The following is a 16,595-nucleotide window of genomic DNA, read 5'->3' on the forward strand; positions in this document are numbered from 1 at the left end:
GGTTAGCGCACGCCTCCGGTGGGCGACAAATTCACCCCCAGAGCGACGGTGGCGGGGGTGGCACGACGGTGGGGCGGTCCTCGCACCAGGTTGCGCCGGTCCAGCCGCCGTCGTTGCCGCCGAGGTCGCGCACCTCGAACTCGGGCGGGCCGTTGAAGTGGAACGTGCCGCAGTTGTTGACGAACGGCGCGCCGACGTTCCGCGCGTCGACGTTCTCGAACGTCGCCCCGCCGCCGACCCGGGCGTTCACCACGTTCGTCCCGGTGCCGTCGACCTTGATGTTGCGGACGGCAACGTTCGTGATCGCGTACTCGTCCTTCACCGGCCAGTCGACGACGAACAGCATCGCGTTGTACGTCGAGTCCAGGAACGAACTGTCGGTGATCTCGATCCTGCCGGACATCGTGGACTGCAAGGCGTACAGCCAGATCGCCCCGAGTCCGATGTCCCAGTTCAGGTCGCGGGGCCCGCCGCGGACCGTGGTGTTCCGGGCGAAGGTCAGCGTGCCCTCGAACGGTGTCGCGTTGAACCGTGATCCGGCGTGCAGCGTGCTGCCCTCCCGGATCGGGTCGGCGACGAGGTTGTCGGTCACCGCGTTGTCCCGGCCGCCATAGATGGCGATGTTGTTCGCGAGGACCGGCGTCTGCACGGTGTTGTGGTCGTAGACGTTGTCGTGGTTGACGAGACCGGATGGGTTCGCCTCCGACCACATCGCGAGCCCGTCGTCACCGCTGTTGCGCACGAAGTTGTTGGTAGCCCGGACGTTCGACACACCGAGATGCAGGTTGATGCCGTCGGCAACGGCATCGGTGATCACGTTGTTCCGGATCAGTAGACCGTCCATCGGGCCGTCGAGCCAGATCCCCGCCTTCGTGTGGTGCAGGTACAGGTTCTCGATCGTCGAGCCGCCGCCGATCGCGCCGCCGATCCCGTTCACCTGATCGGTGTCGATGCGTTCCCGGACGTCACCCTCGATCGCGAAGTCCGACAGATGTACGCCGGTGCTCCCGCCGTCGGCGGCGTACCGGCCGTAGAAGCCGGGCGCGCTGTGCACGGACTTGTCCGGCGCCGGTTCGGCGAGCGGGAGGACCCGGCCCTTGATGATCGTCCACCAGTTGCCGGCGCCGCGGACCGTCATCTGGTCGACGACGATGTGCCGGTTGACCTGGAACGTGCCCGCCGGAATGAACACCGACCAGCCGATCCGTTTCGCTGCCGCGATCGTCCGTTCGATCGCCGGCGCGGCATCCCGCCGTCCGGTCGGGTCGGCCCCGAAGAGTCGTACGTCGAGCGATCGCGCCGGCTGCCGCAGCGGTGCGTTCACCAGTTCGAAGTCCGCGACGTCGACGACCGTCCACGCGGCCGGCGTGGTCCGCGGTACGGCGAATCGCACGCGATCACCGGCCTGGTAGGTCCGATCGAGCAGCACCCGTTGCTCGTCGTAGAAGTGGTTCGGCCGGAAGGGCTTCGCGACCGGATCCGGTTCGGGTTTCCACCAGCCCGGGGTCGGGTCGACGTTCGGGTCGTTCGAGAACGGATACATCCCGTACAGCCAGGCGTACTGCGACGTCAGCGTCATCGTGCGCTTGTGCTTCCCGTTCACCGACACGTCCAGTGGTGCGGTGATCCCGCCACCGGTTGCTGCGTCGGGGATGCTGTACCGCAGCGTCAGCGCGTTCGCGGGACGGGTCAGCGTGAATTCGACGTACTGCTTCGGCTGAAGGCGTACGGCGCTGCGCCCGGAGGCCTCGGCCGGGAGCGTGTACGCCTCGCGACTCGGACCGATCCGTTCGCCGGTGAAGAGTGCGTTCTCCACCTCCTGCTCGACGAACGGTACGTCGGCGCCGCGGCCGGCGACCAGTGCGGGATCGAGGCCGGCGCGGGTGACCCGCGGCGTACCGGGTTGGGCGGTGGCCGGCTGGGTGATGAGCAGTTGGGTGATGAACAGGGCACCGAGGACGGCGGTCGTCAGGGCGACCGTGAGCAAGCGCGAACGGGACATCGGCGGATCCCCTCCCGGACGAAATGTCTGGAGGTTATGCACCCGACGTCAGGCACGCAAGATCTCGACAGGTCAGAGAAATTTACGGACCATGAAGACGTCGACCGGGTCTTCGCTCTCCACCACGAAGCCGTGGCGGTCGTACAGCTTGCGGGCCGGGCTGCCTTGCAGGACGTTCAGCGCGACGGTCATATCCGCGCGTTCCAACACCGACGCCAGAACGGCCGTACCGAGGCCGCGCCCTTGGTGGTGCGGGGCGAGGTAGAAGTGCTCCAGCCACTGACGGTCCGCGGCGGGCCGCAAGGTGATCGAGCCGGCGAGCTCGCCGTCGACCTCGATGATCCGGGTGTTCTCAGGGACGAACGCGTCGCGCAGCCGTTGCCGGACGCGCACCGCGTCGTACCGCCCGAGGCGTTCCAGGTCCGGGCGCATGACGACGGCCCGGAGCTCGACGAGGTCCTCGAGGTCGGCGGTGGTCGCGGGGCGGAGAGTCCAGTTCATGGCAGGTCCGGTTGGGGGACCGGGCGGAGGGCGCGGAGCCAGCGCTCGGTCTGGGCGATGTGGTCGGAGGCCGCGGTGGCGGCCGCGGCCGGGTCCCGGCTGGTGATTCCGTGCAGGATCGCGCGGTGGCCTCGGTCGCTGGTCTGCTTGATCGCGTCGAAGTCCGAGCCCGGTTCGAAGATCCGGTAGTGGCCGCCGCGACCACGGATCACGTCGGTCAGCGCGGTGACGGTCTGGTTGCCGCCGGCCGCGCAGATCTCACCGTGGAACTCGGCGTCCAGGTGCTGGATCTCGGTCGCGTCGGTGGTCGACTCCAGCCGGTCGAGGATCGTTCCCAGCCGTGCCGCCAGCTCCGGGTCCTGCCGGGCCGCCGCTGCGGCGGTCGCGTGCGATTCGAGCACCCGGCGTACCTCGAGCAGTTCTAGCACCCCCTCGAGCGGGATCAGCTCGACCGACAGCGAGAACCGGCGGATGATCGTGGCCGGGTCCAGCGCCGACACGTACGTCCCCGAACCGTGCCGGGACTCGATCACCCCGAGCGCCCCCAGCGAGCGCACCGCCTCGCGCAGCGAGCTCCGGGACACCCCCAGGTGGTCGCACAACTCCGGCTCCGGCGGGAACTTGGCCCCCGGACCGAGCTCACCGGACGCGATCATCTGCCGGAGCCCGGCCAGCGCCTTGTCCGTTGCAGCCATCCCCTCACCTCCTCCCCAGAAGCGTAAGTCCTCAGACCATTCGCGGTCACATCGCCCATCGCCAGGCTGAGACGACGGGTCGCAGCCCACAATTCATCAGATCTTTGTCAGCGCACTGAGAAAGCCTGATACATCAGCCGCCCGCCACCGCCGCGCCGCGAGCTGCTCGTACGGCGCCCCGCCGGTCACCCACACGGTCGTCATCCCGCGCTCGTGCGGCAGCGCGAGGTTCACCTCGAGGTCGTCGAACATCGCGGCCCGCGCCGGGTCGATCCCGAACCGTGTCAGGAACGCGTCCAGGCTCTCGGCGTACGGCTTCGGGACCAGGTCACCGGCGAGGATGTCGAAGACACCGTCGATGCAGTCGCCCAGTCCGAGCCGCCCGAGCGCCTGCTCCGCGTGGTACGCCGATCCGTTCGTGTACACGTACCGGCGTCCGGGCAGCGTCTCCAGGGCGGCGGCGAGTGCCGGGTCGGGACCGATCACCGAGTAGTCGATCCGGCGCTCGAAGCCGAGGAAGTCGTGCGGGTCGATCGTGCCGGTCAGCATCGCGCCGCGCAGCGACGTACCGAATTCGGCGACGAGTTCGGACTGGAGGCGACGGGCGCCGGCGAGGTCGGTTCCGTAGTACTCGGCCAGGGTCGAGAGGATGCCGTGGGTGAGCTGATCGGCGAGCGCGGAACCGGCCGGGTAGAGAGTGTTGTCGAGGTCCAGCACCCAGGTCTCGATGTCCGCCAGCATCCGAACAGCGTAGGTGACACACTGGACTCTGTACCTACGGGAGGGACGGCACACCATGGCGACTGCGCTGGTCACCGGACCGGCGACCGGGATCGGCCGGGCGTTCGCGGACAAGCTGGCGCGCGAGGGTTACGACCTGGTGCTGGTGTCGCGCGACGAGGCGCGGCTCAAGGAGGTCGCCACCGAGATCACCCGGTTGCACGGTGTCGAGTGCGAGGTGCTGGCCGCCGACCTGACCGACCCGGACGACCTGGCCCGCGTCGAGGAGCGGTTCCGCACCGGACCGATCGAGGTACTGGTGAACAACGCCGGATTCGGGCAGAAGAAGCCGTTCTGGCTGAACCCGGTCGAGGTCGAGGAGAAGCAACTCGATCTGCTGGTGCGCGTCGTCCTGCGGCTCACGCACGCCGCCGTACAGCCGATGATCGAGCGTGGCTCCGGTGCGGTGATCAACGTTTCGTCGGTGGCCGGATTCCTGCAGCGCAACGTCTACAGCGCGCACAAGGCGTGGGTGACGACGTTCTCGGCCGGGCTGGCGGTCCAGTTGCACGCCCAGGGGGTTGCCGTGATGGCGCTGTGCCCGGGGTTCGTGCACACCGAGTTCCACGAGCGGATGGGGATGGACAAGTCGCTCATCCCGTCGTTCATGTGGCTGGACGCGACCGATCTGGTCGACGCGGCCTGGAAGGACCTGGCGCGCGGCAAGGCGATCTCGGTCCCGAGCCTGCGCTACAAGGCGGTTATGGTCGCGGCGCGGTTCACGCCGCGCGCGCTCATCGCGCGGGTGTCGACCGTGGGGCTGGACCCCCGGCGGCGCGCTTGACCGGGAGTAGTGACTCGGACAACGTCTTGGCCAGCGCGGCCGCGAACGTGGCGTGCTCGTCGGCCGTCGGCTCGAGACCGGCGAACGCGACCTCGAACCCGCGCTGGAAGCAGGCACCGAACAACAGCGCCGCCGCGGCGTCCACATCAGCGGTACGCCGGATGCGCCCGAGCTTCTGCTCCTCGCGCAGGTAGCGGACCAGTCCCTCCTGCGCCTTGTGCGGCCCCGCGTTGAGTTCCTGCAGCCGGCGCCGATGGGCGACGAGCAGGTCCTGCGACGAGAACAGCGACACCAGGATCGGGAACCCTTCGACGTAGAACTCGATCGCGGTCCGGGCCAGGCGGGTCAGGTTGCCGCGCACTGTCCCGCTGCCCGGGTTGCCGATCAGTTCCTTGAGTGAGCCGGGGAGCTGGGGCATCCGCTCGTGCAGGACCGCGAGCAGGATCGCGGCCTTGTCCGCGAAATGCTTGTAGAGCGCCGCCTCGGAGTACCCGGCGACCTGCGCGATCGACTTGGTGGTCGCCCGCGCGAAGCCCTGCGTCCGCAGTACCTCCGCGGCCGCGTCCAGGATGTCCTCCCTGGTGCTCATCCCTGTCCTCCCGTCGTCGTCGGCAGCCTACCTTGACAGGTTGGTGAGTGTTCACTAACCATGGTGAGTGAGTGTTTACTAACCTGGAGGGGTCGAGGATGAAGCTGGTGGTGTTCGGGGCGTCGGGCCGGATCGGGACCGAGCTGGTGCGTCAGGGGATCGCGGCCGGTCATGCGGTGACGGCCGTGGTGCGCGAGGGCTCGAGTCTTCAGGTGGCGCTGCCGGAGCTTCGGTTGGTCGCGGCGCGGGCCGGGGTACCCGCTGGACTGGTCGACGTGGTGACCGCCGACGTGCTGGATCCGGCCGCGATCACGCCCGTCGTGGACGGCCACGACGCGGTGTTGTCCGCGCTCGGTCCGCGTCCGTCGGGGCTGAGCAGTGTGCTGACCGACGGCGCGCGGAGCGTGCTGGAGGCGATGGACGCGACCGGTGTACGGCGGTTCCTCGTGGTGAGTGCCGCTGGGATCCACAGCAAAGGGGACGACCCGTTCACGAAGTACGTCGTGAAGCCGATCCTGCAGCGGGTCCTGCGAGAGTCGTTCGCGGACACCCGCCGGATGGAGGAGTTGGTCGCCGCGAGCGGTACCGACTGGACGATCGTGTGCCCGCCGCGACTGACGAATGGTGCCGCGAAGGGCAGGATTCGCAGCAACACCGAGGGCACCGTGCGGGGCGGCTTCTCGATGACGCGGGCCGACGTCGCGACGTACCTGCTGCGTGCGGTCGAGGACGCCGACGTGATTCGGAAGACCGTGGTGATCTCGAACTGAGCTACAGCTTCTCCGCGACCTCGGTGAGTACGTCGAGGGTGGCGGTGATCAGGGGGTGATCGGCCCGACTCGCGCGAACTGCGGCGTACACCCGGCGGGTCGGGGCCGGATCGGGAAGCGGACGGATCAGCGCCAGCGTCGGCTCCGGTACGGCGAGGCGCGGGACCAGAGAGACGCCCGCGCCGGCGGCGACAAGTGCGGCGACTGCGCGGAAGTCGTCGGACTGGTGGACGATCCGCGGCTGGAACCCGGCCTGTTCGCAGGCGAGGACGACGACGTCGCGGATCGGGTTGCCGGGGGTGGTCATCACCCAGTCGTCCTGCGCGAGCATCGCCAGCTCGATGGTGTCGTGGTTCGCGGCCGGGTGCGCCGGTGGCAGGACGGCGACGAACGGTTCGGCGTACAAGGGGATCCGGGACAGGCGGCGGTCGTCGGGGCGCGGCGAGCCGCGATGCTCGACGGCGATCGCGAGGTCGGCGTCACCATCGAGCAGTTGGGTGATGCCCTGGTGCCCCTCGGCGTCGCGGACGACGAGGTCGAGGCCGGGGGTGGTCTCCCGCAGCCGGGTCAGGGTCGGGGCGACCAGCAAGGTGATGGCGGTGGCGAAGGCGGTCACGCGCACTTCGCCGTTGACGCCGTTCGCGTTCAGGCGCATCGCGTCCTCGGCGCGTTCGACCTCGGCGAGGATCGTGTCCGCGTGGGCGAGCAGCAGGCGGCCGGCCGAGGTGATCGCGACCCGGCGGCCGCGGCGTTCGAGCAGTTCCTGGCCGACCTCGGACTCCAGGGCGGCCAGCTGCTGGGAGACCGCCGAGGGCGTCAGGTGCAGCACCTCGGCGGCCGCCGTCACGGTCCCGTGGTCAGCAAGCGCGCGCAACACCCGCAGGCGTCGTACCTCGATCACGGACCTCAGCTTCGCACAGCTGTTCCGGCCGGGTGGTTCGGAACCACGTGCTGACCATGGAGAAGAAGTGGCGACGGGGAGTGTAGGGCCGGATCGGTGCGTCCGGCATGGCTGAGTGGGTCTGGTCGTGGATCGACTTGATGACGCTGAACGGGACGTAGTGCACGGTGGTTCCTTTCGACTCTTCGACAGTAGGAACCGGGACCTTGATGCGTCCAATGAAAGTTCTTCGCTGAGTTGATGTGTCTGGTGCATGATTGAGCGTATGGAACTGCGTCAGCTCAGGTCGTTCGTGGTGGTGGCCGAGGAGATGAACGTCGGGCGGGCCGCGACCCGGCTGCACCTCACCCAGCCGTCGCTCAGCCGGCAGATCGCCGCGCTGGAGCACGATCTCGGTGTGGAGCTGTTCGCCCGGGTGAAGCGCCGGTTCGTGCTGACGGCCGCGGGGGCGACGTTTCTCGCCGAGGCTCAGGATCTGTTGCGGCGGGCCGACGAGGCGGTTCGCGCGGCGCAGCGGACGCAGCGCGGTGAGCTCGGGACGTTGCGGCTGCGATTCGTGCAGTCGGCAACGTTCGAGGCGCTGCCGCGGATCCTCGGAGCCTTTCGGGAGGCGTATCCCGAGGTGGTGCTCGATCTGGAGACGCTGACGACGCTGCGCCAGACGGAGGCGTTGCGGGACGGGCGGATCGACGTGGGGCTACTCCGTCCGAGTACGCCGTCGGGCGGGGATGCCGTCGTACAACTGGCGCCGAGTCTGGCGTCTCGGGTGGTGGCGGAGAACCCGCTGGTGGCCGTGCTGCCGGCGCGGCATCGGCTGGCCCGGCGCAAACGGGTGCGGCTGACGGACCTGGCGGACGAGCCGTTCGTGTTCTACTCGCGGCCGAGCGGCCCGGCGGTGTACGACACGATCGTCGGGTTCTGCCGGGCGGCCGGGTTCACGCCGCAGATGGAGCAGGAGGCGGCCGACGTCCAGACGATCGTGTCGCTGGTCGCCGCCGGGCTCGGGGTGTCGCTGCTGATCAGCCCGACACCACCGACGAACCCGGACAGCGTCGTCTACCGCGAGTTGTCCGACGACCTGCCACCCTGGCAACTCTCCGTGGCCTGGTCGCCGGCCAACCGCTCACCCGTGTTGCAACGCTTCTTGGAGCTTGTTTAGCCGAAGACGTCCGGGTCGCCGCCGGTGCGGACGCCGGTTTCGAGGTCGGCGATCGCGGCCATGTCGTCGTTGTCCAGGGCGAAGTCGAAGACCTCGAAGTTCTCCTGGATCCGGCTCGGCGTCTTGGACTTCGGGATCACCACGTTGCCGAGCTGCAGGTGCCAGCGGATCATCACCTGCGCGGCCGACTTGCCGTACTTCGCACCGATCGTCTTCAGCGCGGCGTTCTCCAGCAGGTCGCCGGAGGCCAGCGGGCTCCACGCCTCGGTGACGATGTCGTTCTCGGCGTTGAACGCGCGCAGGTCGTCCTGCGGCAGCGCCGGGTGCAGCTCGATCTGGTTCACCGCCGGCCGGATCGTGGTCTCCTCGAAGATCCGCCGCAGCGCGGGCTCGTGGAAGTTCGAGACACCGATCGAGCGGACCCGCTTGTCGGCGTACAGCTGCTCGAGGGCCTTCCAGGTGTCGACGTACAGATCGCGCTGCAGCGACTGCCAGTGGATCAGGTACAGGTCGACGTACTCGAGGCCGAGCTTCGCCAGGCTGGTGTCGAACGCCTTCAGCGTGGAGTCGTAGCCCTGGTCGCTGTTCCACACCTTGGTGGTGATGAACAGGTCGTCACGGGGGATGCCGGACGCGGCGATGGCCCGGCCGACACCTTCTTCGTTGCCGTAGATGGCCGCGGTGTCGATGTGCCGGTAGCCGGTCTCGAACCCAGCGGTCACGACGTCGGTGACGATCTCGTCCTCGATCTGCCAGACCCCCAGGCCCAGCTGCGGGATCTCGACGCCGTTGTCCAGAGTGATGGAGGGGACTGTGCTCATCTACCCATTCCACCCGGCAAAAGGTTTCCGGCCCAGTCATCTGACGTGTGACAACAACCTCATTAACCGTTCGTAACCACCGCGAAGGACTTGGCATCCGGCTCCAGGAAGCGGAGCAGCCCGCTGCCTTCGCGCTCCAGCTCGGCCTGTGTCTTCTTCAGCAACTTCCCGAACGGGGTCAGGGTGAGAGTGGCCACACCGCGTTTCTTCTCGCTCGTCCACAGCCCGGCGACCACCCCGTCGACGGTGTACGTCGCCTTGACCCGGAGATTCTTCGTGTACACAGCGGGTTTGTGCTCGTCCGCGATGATCCGCTCCCGTTTCGCGTGTGACAGCAGCACGTTGTCGAACTCCGGCAGGAACCGCACCGGCGCCGGTGTCTCCGGATCCGGCCGAGGGCCATCGGGTACGTCGTACAGCGTTTTGCCGGCGTCGTCGGTGAAGGTCACCAGCTCCAGCGCGTCGAACAACGGCTTCGCCTTCTGCAATCCGGACCAGGTCTGGAAGTCCGCGGGAGTCGCCGGACCGAACGCCTGGAGGTAGCGAATGACCAGCTCCTTGGCCTCGGCGCGTCGGTGCAGCTTCTTACCGATCCACTCCTCGGCCGGGGTGAACCGGGAGTTCGCCGTCCAGGACCAGCGCACGTCCGTCGGGTACATCACCAGCGGCACGAGCATCCGCGTGCAGAACCCGAGCGCGCGCTCGTTCACCTCCGGGAACTGCTGCTGGAGCGCGTCCCGCACTTCGGTGAACGTCAACGGTTCCTTCGCGAGCAGCTTCTCCGCGGCGGCAACGACCTTGTCCGGCTGCAGCCCCGCGCCCCGGTCACCGAGCACCTTCAACCCGGCCTCGAGCACCGGCGCCACCGTCACCCGGAACCGCAGGTAGTCCGCCGCGGTCACCAGATGCAAGGTCCCGCGGAACATCGTCGCGCGTACGACGTCCCGCGCCTCGACGGCCTGATCCAGCTGGGTCTCCGTGAACCCGTCGATCCGCGTCCACAACCCGACGTACGGGTGTTTGGGCTCCTGCCCTTGCATCCCGGCGAGCCGCTCGACCACCTGGACCGCGGACGTGGACTCGCGCTCGAGCAACAGTTGCCGCGCGAGCGTTGCCCGGTTGACCGCCTTCGCACTCAGAACCGACATGCCCACATCCTGCCCGCGAACACCGACAAATCGGCGAACCAGGCGTCCCGGCGCCGGCGAATATCGCCCTAGGTGGATGAGTCGGACTCGGTGTCCCAGATGCGATCTTCGTCCTGCGAGCCGGATTCGCGAGCACCGACGAGGGACCCGGGGGTGGGCACAGATGCTGCGAGCGGTTGGTCTTGCGCTGGCGGCGCTGCTCCTCGTCTCCTGTGGAGAAAACGGGTCCGTCGAGCTCCCGTCAGGATCATCAACGCGTACTCCTCAGGCGGTGCCATCGGTGCCGTCCGTGACCGCGACGCTGCCGGCCCGCTCGTCCGCGCCCCAGGAGTCCGCGCCCCAGGAGAGCGCCGCGCCGGTGACCAGTCGCACCCGCTCGCCGGAGGCCTCGGCGAATCCGACCGCGCCGGCGGCCGCATCGAGTCCCGCCGAGTCGTCGGTCCCCACCGGACCGACACGGACCGCCCCGCCGACTGCCCCGCCAACCGCACCGCCGACCGTCACCACGACGACCGAACGCACCAGGACGGCGACCGTCTCGCCGACGCAGACGACGACCACGTCGCAGACCAAGACGGTGTTCACCTCGGCCCCGACACCAACAACCGCGACGACGGTGCAACCCACCTCGGCCAACAGCGGCGGCGCACCCACCTGGCTGTGGTGGGTGCTGGCCGCGATAGTGCTCGTGCTGGCAATCGGGATACCGCTGCTCATCAGGTCGCGCCGGCGCAGCGCCTGGCGGGACGACCTCTCCGCCGCCGAGGGCGAGGTGACGTGGTTCGCCCGCACCCTGATCGCCGACCTCCGCCGGCAGCCCTCGCCGATGGCGGCCGCCGGCGCCTGGAACGTCGAGTCGAGCCGGGTCGTCGCCGTCGAGGACAAGCTGACCGCCCTCGCGTCGAAAGCACCGAACGACGCCGACGGAACCCGCGCCCGCACGCTCCGCAACGCCGTCCGAGGGGCCCGGACCGATATCCAGAACCTGCTGACGACCGCCACCCCGGCGACCCTGCCGCGAGACCTGGACGCGGTCGGTGCCCGGCTCGAGCAAGCGCTCGGAGCACCGACCACCGGTTCGGCTACGCCGCCAGGGCGGCCCGAGCCTCGATGAACGCCGCGATCGCGCGCTCCACATCCTCGGTCGAGTGCGCCGCCGAGAGCTGGACGCGGATCCGCGCCTTGCCCTGCGGTACGACGGGGTACGAGAAGCCGATGACGTAGATCCCCAGGTCGAGAAGCTTGTCGGCCAGCCGGCCCGCCTCGGCCGCGTCACCGATCATCACCGGGGAGATCGGGTGGTCGCCGGGCAGTACGTCGAAGCCGGCATCGGTCATCTTGGTGCGGAACAGCGCGGTGTTAGCGCTGAGCTTGTCGCGCAGGTCGCTGGAGCCGCCGATCATCTCGAGGGCCTTCAGGGACGCCGCGGTGACGGACGGCGCCAGCGAGTTCGAGAACAGGTACGGGCGAGAGCGCTGGCGGAGCAGCTCGACGATCTCGCGGCGGGCGGAGACGTAACCACCGGAGGCACCGCCGAGCGCCTTGCCGAGGGTGCCGGTGACGATGTCGACGCGGTCCTTGACGCCGAACAGCGACGGGGTGCCGGCGCCGTCCGGGCCGACGAACCCGACCGCGTGCGAGTCGTCCACCATCACCAGGGCGTCGTACCGCTCCGCGAGGTCGCAGATCTCGTCGAGCGGGGCGACGTACCCGTCCATCGAGAACACGCCGTCGGTGGCGATCAGCCGGTAGCGCGCGCCGGCGGCGTCCTTCAGCTGGGCCTCGAGGTCGGCCATGTCGCGGTTCTTGTACCGGTACCGCTTCGCCTTCGACAGCCGGATGCCGTCGATGATGCTGGCGTGGTTCAGCTCGTCGGAGATGATCGCGTCGTCGGCACCGAGCAGCGTCTCGAAGAGGCCGCCGTTGGCGTCGAAGCAGGAGCTGTAGAGGATCGTGTCCTCGGTCCCGAGGAAGGTGCTCAGGGCACCTTCCAGGTCCTTGTGGATCTGCTGGGTGCCGCAGATGAAGCGCACCGAGGACAGCCCGAATCCCCACCGGTCAAGGGCTTGTTTGGCCGCCGCGACAACGTCGGGGTGATCGGACAGCCCGAGGTAGTTGTTCGCGCAGAAGTTCAGTACTTCGTTGCCAGTAGCAACCGAGATCAGGGACTGCTGGGGCGACGTGATCACCCGCTCGGACTTGTACAGCCCCGCGTCCCGGATCTCGCCGACGGTCGTTTTCAGGTCGTCCCGCATCCGCCCGAACATCAGTGCTTCTCCTCCAGGGTCTCAGCCGTCCAGTCCATGATCACCTTGCCGCAGTGCCCCTGCCGCGCGACGTCGAAGGCGCGCGCGAAGTCGCCGTACCCGAACCGGTGGGTGATCACCGGGGTCAGGTCCAGGCCGCGTTCCAGCATCACCGACATCGAGTACCAGGTCTCGAACATCTCCCGGCCGTAGATGCCCTTGATGGTCAGCATGTTGAGCACCACGGTGCCCCAGTCGATCGCGATCTCGTCCGACGGCAGGCCGAGCATCGCGACCTTCCCGCCGTGCGTCATGTTCGCGAGCATGTCCCGCAGCGCGGCCGGCTGCCCGGACATCTCCATCCCGACGTCGAACCCCTCGCGCATCCCCAGGCTCTGCTGCGCCTGCGCGATCGTCTCCTCGCCGACGTTCACCGCGCGGGTGACGCCGATCTTCCGGGCCAGGTCCAGCCGGTACTCCGAGAGGTCGGTGATCACCACGTTCCGCGCACCGGCGTGCAGTGCGACCGCCGCGGCCATCACCCCGATCGGGCCGGCACCGGTGATCAGGACGTCCTCACCGACCAGCGGGAACGACAGCGCCGTGTGGACCGCGTTGCCGAACGGGTCGAAGATCGCTGCGACATCCAGGTCGACCGGGTCCTTGTGTACCCACGCGTTGCTCGCGGGCAGGGCGACGTACTCCGCGAACGCGCCCGGGACGTGGACACCGAGACCGCGCGTCTTGATGCACAGGTGGCGGCGACCGGCGCGGCAGTTGCGGCAACGGCCGCAGACCAGGTGCCCTTCGCCGCTGACCAGGTCACCGACCGCGACGTCGCGAACACCGACGCCGATCTCGACCACCTCACCGCAGAACTCGTGCCCGGTGACCATCGGCACCGGCACGTTCTTCTGCGCCCAGTGGTCCCAGCTCTGGATGTGCAGATCAGTTCCGCACAACCCGGTCCGGAGCACCTTGATCAGGACCTCGTCGGCCTCGATCTTCGGTTCCGGGACGTCCTGCAACCACAGACCCTGCTTTGCCTCGGCCTTGACCAGCGCCTTCACCCGCACACCTCCGTCTACGACGATCGTCCACATCGTCGTGCCGGGCAACCATCGGCGTCCATCGACAGGTCGTGCACAGGCTTTGCAGCCGAACTGCATACTGGGACCCATGCGGGGAGTAGTCAGAGTCCTGGGGATCCTGCTCCTGGTGGCCGGCGTCGGGTTGCTCGGCTGGGTCGGCTGGCAGTACTTCGGCACCGGCATCACCTCGAACCACGCGATGGGTCAGGGCGAGAGCTCGCTGCGGCAGCAGTGGAAGAAGCCGGCCCCGGCGACAGCGACGGCCACGGCCACGGCTCGGCCGGCGCCCGGGAAGCCGATCTTCTTGCTCCGGATCCCGAAGTTCGGCGCCGACTGGGAGAAGCCGATCGTCGAGGGCGTCGACGCGAGCGATCTGGAGCGTGGGATCGGCCACTATCCACAGACCCAGATGCCGGGCCAGCCGGGCAACTTCGCGATCGCCGGCCACCGGGTCACCCACGGTTCCCCGTTCCGCAAGCTGCTCGATCTGCGGAAGGGCGACCAGGTCGTCGTGGAGACCCAGGACGCCATCTACACCTACGAGCTGGACGGCTCGCCCCGTGATCTGACCGTCCAGCCGACCGACACCTGGGTCCTCGACCCCGTTCCCGGCAAGAACCAGACGCCCACCAAGGCGGTCATCACGCTGACCACCTGCCAGGACCTGTTCCACTCACCGGATCGCTCGGTTGCCTTCGGTCACTTGGTCAAGGTCGGCAAGAAGTAGTGGACTGAGCAGTGTTCTAAGCTCAACGCTCATGAGCTACGACCGGGACGGACTGCTGGAGCAGGTCAAGAACAAGGCGATCGTGCACGGCCGGGTGACGCTGGCATCCGGCAAGGAAGCCGACTACTACGTCGACCTGCGCCGGATCACGCTGGACGCGGCCGCCGCGCCGCTGATCGGCCCGGCGATGCTCGAGCTGACCAAGGACCTGGAGTACGACGCCGTCGGTGGCCTCACGCTCGGTGCGGACCCGGTCGCGATGTCGATGCTGCACGCCGCCGCGCAGCAGGGCCGGACGCTGGACGCGTTCGTCGTACGCAAGGCCGAGAAGACGCACGGTCTGCAGCGGCGGATCGAGGGTCCGGACGTCAAGGGCCGCCGGGTGCTGGCGGTCGAGGACACCTCGACGACCGGTGGTTCGGTGCTGACCGCGGTCGAGGCGCTGCGGGAGGCCGGGGCCGAGGTGGTCGCGGTCGCGGTGATCGTGGACCGGTCGACCGGCGCGCAGGAGCGGGTGGAAGCAGAGGGCTTGGAGTATCGGACCGTGTTCGGACTCGAGGACCTGGGTCTCAGCTGATGCAGAGCAGTACCGTCGCGTTCGTCCTGGTAGCCGTCCTGCTCGGGCTCGGAATCTTCTACTTCAACTACTACCGCGCGAAGAAGCGCCGTGAGTTGTTCGCCGGGTTCGCCGCCCAGCAGGGCTGGTCCTACGTACCGTCGAACCCGTCGCTGGCCGGCCAATGGCGGGGTACGCCGTTCGACTCCGGTGACCATCGACGGGCGCAGAACGTGCTGTCCGGGCAGTACAACGGGCATCCGATGGTTGCCTTCGACTACAGCTACCAGACGCACACCACCAACAGCCGCGGCCAGCGGCGGACCACCACGCACCGCTACGGCGTCGTGGTGATGCAGCTGCCGGGCGCACTGCCGCACCTCGAGGTGACGCACGAGGGGATCTTCGGCGGCGCGGTCGCGAACGCGTTCGGGTTCCGCGACATCCAGTTCGAGAGCGACCAGTTCAACCGGGCGTTCCGGGTGAAGGCCGACGACGAGCGGTTCGGGCACGCGGTGGTGACGCCGCGGATGATGGAGCTGCTGCTCGCCCGCGGCGAGATCGGCTGGCGGATCGAGGGAAACTCGCTGGTCGGCTGGGACAAGGGCAGTCACAACCCGACCGAGATGATGAACCGGCTGATGCTGCTGCAGCAGGTTCTGGAGAACGTTCCGCCCTACGTCTGGCGTGACTACGCGGGCGTCGACCCCCGTGCGCAGCAGCCACCGGGCGGACCTACCTACCCGTAGAGTCGATCCCAGCACTGCCAATACCTCGGGAGCTGGGAAATGGTCTGGGTCATCATCGCGATCGTCGCGGTCGTCGTCATTCTGGCGATCATGCTGATCACGTCGTACAACCGGTTCGTCAAGCAGCGGAACCTGATCCAGGAGTCGTGGCGGCAGATCGACGTCGAGCTGCACCGCCGGTACGACCTGATCCCGAACCTGGTCGAGACCGTGCGCGCGTACGCGGCCCACGAGCGGCACGTGTTCGAGGAGGTCGCCCGGCTGCGTACCCAGGCGGTGAACGTGCAGGGCTCGAACCCGGAGCAGCGAGCTGCTGCGGAGGGTGAACTGTCCGGCGCGCTGCGTCAGATGATGATCTCGGTCGAGCAGTACCCGCAGCTGCAGTCGAACCAGAACTTCCTCGGCCTGCAGCGCGAGCTGACCGACACCGAGGACCGGATCGCGGCCGGCCGCCGGTTCTACAACGCGAACGTCGGCGACTACAACACCCGCATCGAGGCGTTCCCGTCGAACGTGATCGCGAACGGCTTCAAGTTCGAGAAGGCCGGGTACTTCGAGGTCAAGGACGAGCAGGTCCGCGCGGTCCCGCAGGTGTCGTTCGGCACCATCGGCTCGGTCGCGGGGGAGCAGGCGCCGCCGCAGATGCAGCCGGGAGCGCCGTCGTCCGGTCAGATCCACCCGCAGATGCCGGGGGACCAGGGCAACTACCAGCAGGGCTACCCGCAGCAGCAGATCCCGGGCAGCTACCAGCAACCGCCCCAGCAGCCTCCGTACCAGGGTCAGCAGCGGCAGCCGGGTCAGCAGGGCCAATACCCCGCGCAGGGGTACCAGGGAGAGCCACCGGTGGGCGGCCCGCCTGCGGGTTCCCCCGCGCCACAGGACGGACAGCCGCCTTTCACCGGTGGCCAGTAGGCACCGGTCCCCGTGATCCAGGTCCCCCGACCCCGGACTCACTCCCAGTGCCAGGCCCGGCGTGACGGCGGTCAAGTCGCCACCCGGGCCTGCCCTCCCCCCGGTACCTGACGACAACAGTGCCGCACTGAGATACATCCGGCGTACATCGGGCTTCCCGCCGG

The 16,595-nt window shown here is 68.5% G+C and carries 19 protein-coding genes; 8 read left to right on the top strand and 11 right to left on the bottom strand.

Annotated elements, in window-relative coordinates; all coding sequences use genetic code 11:
- Nucleotides 1-31 precede the first annotated feature (31 nt).
- From ACWGID_RS30055 to ACWGID_RS30070, 4 genes are all read right to left on the bottom strand, one after another.
- Nucleotides 32-2,002, bottom strand: a complete 1,971-nt coding sequence (locus ACWGID_RS30055) for a glycosyl hydrolase family 28-related protein (RefSeq protein WP_452202206.1) — start codon at nucleotides 2,000-2,002, stop codon at nucleotides 32-34.
- 72 nt (nucleotides 2,003-2,074) lie between these two features.
- The gene (locus ACWGID_RS30060) at nucleotides 2,075-2,503 is read right to left on the bottom strand and encodes an N-acetyltransferase family protein (RefSeq protein ID WP_452202208.1); all 429 of its coding nucleotides are present in this window, start codon (nucleotides 2,501-2,503) and stop codon (nucleotides 2,075-2,077) included.
- Entirely contained in the window at nucleotides 2,500-3,198 is a 699-nt protein-coding gene (locus ACWGID_RS30065) for a FadR/GntR family transcriptional regulator (protein ID WP_452202210.1), read from the bottom strand. The genes ACWGID_RS30060 and ACWGID_RS30065 overlap by 4 nt, the downstream gene beginning before the upstream one ends.
- Nucleotides 3,199-3,294: 96 nt before the next feature.
- Entirely contained in the window at nucleotides 3,295-3,939 is a 645-nt protein-coding gene (locus ACWGID_RS30070) for a pyrimidine 5'-nucleotidase (RefSeq protein WP_452202212.1), read from the bottom strand.
- Nucleotides 3,940-3,994: 55 nt separating this feature from the next.
- On the opposite strand from ACWGID_RS30070, the gene ACWGID_RS30075 reads away from it, so the two are divergent.
- Nucleotides 3,995-4,762, top strand: a complete 768-nt coding sequence (locus ACWGID_RS30075; protein ID WP_452202214.1) for an SDR family NAD(P)-dependent oxidoreductase — start codon at nucleotides 3,995-3,997, stop codon at nucleotides 4,760-4,762.
- On the opposite strand, the gene ACWGID_RS30080 is transcribed toward ACWGID_RS30075, so the two are convergent.
- On the bottom strand, nucleotides 4,713-5,351 hold the full coding sequence (locus ACWGID_RS30080) for a TetR/AcrR family transcriptional regulator (protein ID WP_452202216.1): 639 nt from the start codon (nucleotides 5,349-5,351) through the stop codon (nucleotides 4,713-4,715). The two genes, ACWGID_RS30075 and ACWGID_RS30080, sit on opposite strands and share 50 nt — an antisense overlap.
- A 98-nt stretch (nucleotides 5,352-5,449) precedes the next feature.
- On the opposite strand from ACWGID_RS30080, the gene ACWGID_RS30085 reads away from it, so the two are divergent.
- On the top strand, nucleotides 5,450-6,121 hold the full coding sequence (locus ACWGID_RS30085; protein WP_452202218.1) for an NAD(P)-dependent oxidoreductase: 672 nt from the start codon (nucleotides 5,450-5,452) through the stop codon (nucleotides 6,119-6,121).
- A gap of 1 nt (nucleotide 6,122) precedes the next feature.
- On the opposite strand, the gene ACWGID_RS30090 is transcribed toward ACWGID_RS30085, so the two are convergent.
- Nucleotides 6,123-7,022 (bottom strand): LysR family transcriptional regulator, encoded by a 900-nt coding sequence (locus ACWGID_RS30090; protein WP_452202220.1) that lies wholly within the window; start codon nucleotides 7,020-7,022, stop codon nucleotides 6,123-6,125.
- 265 nt (nucleotides 7,023-7,287) lie between these two features.
- Here ACWGID_RS30090 and ACWGID_RS30095 point away from each other — a divergent pair, with 265 nt between their 5' ends.
- Nucleotides 7,288-8,181, top strand: a complete 894-nt coding sequence (locus ACWGID_RS30095) for a LysR family transcriptional regulator (protein WP_452202222.1) — start codon at nucleotides 7,288-7,290, stop codon at nucleotides 8,179-8,181.
- Here ACWGID_RS30095 and ACWGID_RS30100 read toward each other — a convergent pair.
- The 3 genes from ACWGID_RS30100 to ACWGID_RS30110 all read right to left on the bottom strand — a co-directional run bounded on the left by ACWGID_RS30100 (nucleotide 8,178) and on the right by ACWGID_RS30110 (nucleotide 10,735).
- Nucleotides 8,178-9,002, bottom strand: coding sequence for an aldo/keto reductase (locus ACWGID_RS30100; protein ID WP_452202224.1), 825 nt, complete (start codon nucleotides 9,000-9,002; stop codon nucleotides 8,178-8,180). The two genes, ACWGID_RS30095 and ACWGID_RS30100, sit on opposite strands and share 4 nt — an antisense overlap.
- 62 nt (nucleotides 9,003-9,064) lie before the next feature.
- On the bottom strand, nucleotides 9,065-10,150 hold the full coding sequence (locus ACWGID_RS30105; protein ID WP_452202226.1) for a winged helix DNA-binding domain-containing protein: 1,086 nt from the start codon (nucleotides 10,148-10,150) through the stop codon (nucleotides 9,065-9,067).
- Nucleotides 10,151-10,414: 264 nt separating this feature from the next.
- A complete protein-coding gene (locus ACWGID_RS30110) occupies nucleotides 10,415-10,735 on the bottom strand; it encodes a hypothetical protein (protein WP_452202228.1) in 321 nt (106 codons plus the stop codon).
- Between ACWGID_RS30110 and ACWGID_RS30115 the strand changes: the two genes are divergently transcribed.
- Nucleotides 10,728-11,264, top strand: a complete 537-nt coding sequence (locus ACWGID_RS30115; protein WP_452202229.1) for a hypothetical protein — start codon at nucleotides 10,728-10,730, stop codon at nucleotides 11,262-11,264. The genes ACWGID_RS30110 and ACWGID_RS30115 overlap by 8 nt on opposite strands.
- On the opposite strand, the gene ACWGID_RS30120 is transcribed toward ACWGID_RS30115, so the two are convergent.
- Entirely contained in the window at nucleotides 11,233-12,417 is a 1,185-nt protein-coding gene (locus tag ACWGID_RS30120; RefSeq protein ID WP_452202231.1) for a glycine C-acetyltransferase, read from the bottom strand. The two genes, ACWGID_RS30115 and ACWGID_RS30120, sit on opposite strands and share 32 nt — an antisense overlap.
- Complete coding sequence (tdh, locus tag ACWGID_RS30125; protein ID WP_452202233.1) at nucleotides 12,417-13,466, bottom strand: L-threonine 3-dehydrogenase; 1,050 nt, start codon at nucleotides 13,464-13,466, stop codon at nucleotides 12,417-12,419. Before tdh ends, ACWGID_RS30120 begins: the two co-directional genes overlap by 1 nt.
- A gap of 109 nt (nucleotides 13,467-13,575) precedes the next feature.
- On the opposite strand from tdh, the gene ACWGID_RS30130 reads away from it, so the two are divergent.
- The 4 genes from ACWGID_RS30130 to ACWGID_RS30145 are packed head-to-tail and all read left to right on the top strand — an operon-like array spanning nucleotide 13,576 to nucleotide 16,431.
- A complete protein-coding gene (locus ACWGID_RS30130; RefSeq protein WP_452202235.1) occupies nucleotides 13,576-14,214 on the top strand; it encodes a class E sortase in 639 nt (212 codons plus the stop codon).
- Between the two features lie 31 nt (nucleotides 14,215-14,245).
- Nucleotides 14,246-14,791 carry an orotate phosphoribosyltransferase gene (gene pyrE / locus ACWGID_RS30135; protein ID WP_452202237.1) on the top strand — a complete coding sequence of 182 codons (546 nt, stop codon included), beginning with the start codon at nucleotides 14,246-14,248 and terminating at the stop codon, nucleotides 14,789-14,791.
- Nucleotides 14,791-15,519 (top strand): hypothetical protein, encoded by a 729-nt coding sequence (locus tag ACWGID_RS30140; RefSeq protein ID WP_452202238.1) that lies wholly within the window; start codon nucleotides 14,791-14,793, stop codon nucleotides 15,517-15,519. The genes pyrE and ACWGID_RS30140 overlap by 1 nt, the downstream gene beginning before the upstream one ends.
- A gap of 39 nt (nucleotides 15,520-15,558) precedes the next feature.
- A complete protein-coding gene (locus tag ACWGID_RS30145) occupies nucleotides 15,559-16,431 on the top strand; it encodes a LemA family protein (RefSeq protein ID WP_452202240.1) in 873 nt (290 codons plus the stop codon).
- The last annotated feature ends 164 nt before the right edge of the window (nucleotides 16,432-16,595 follow it).

The sequence above is a fragment of the Kribbella sp. NPDC054772 genome, from assembly GCF_053611945.1.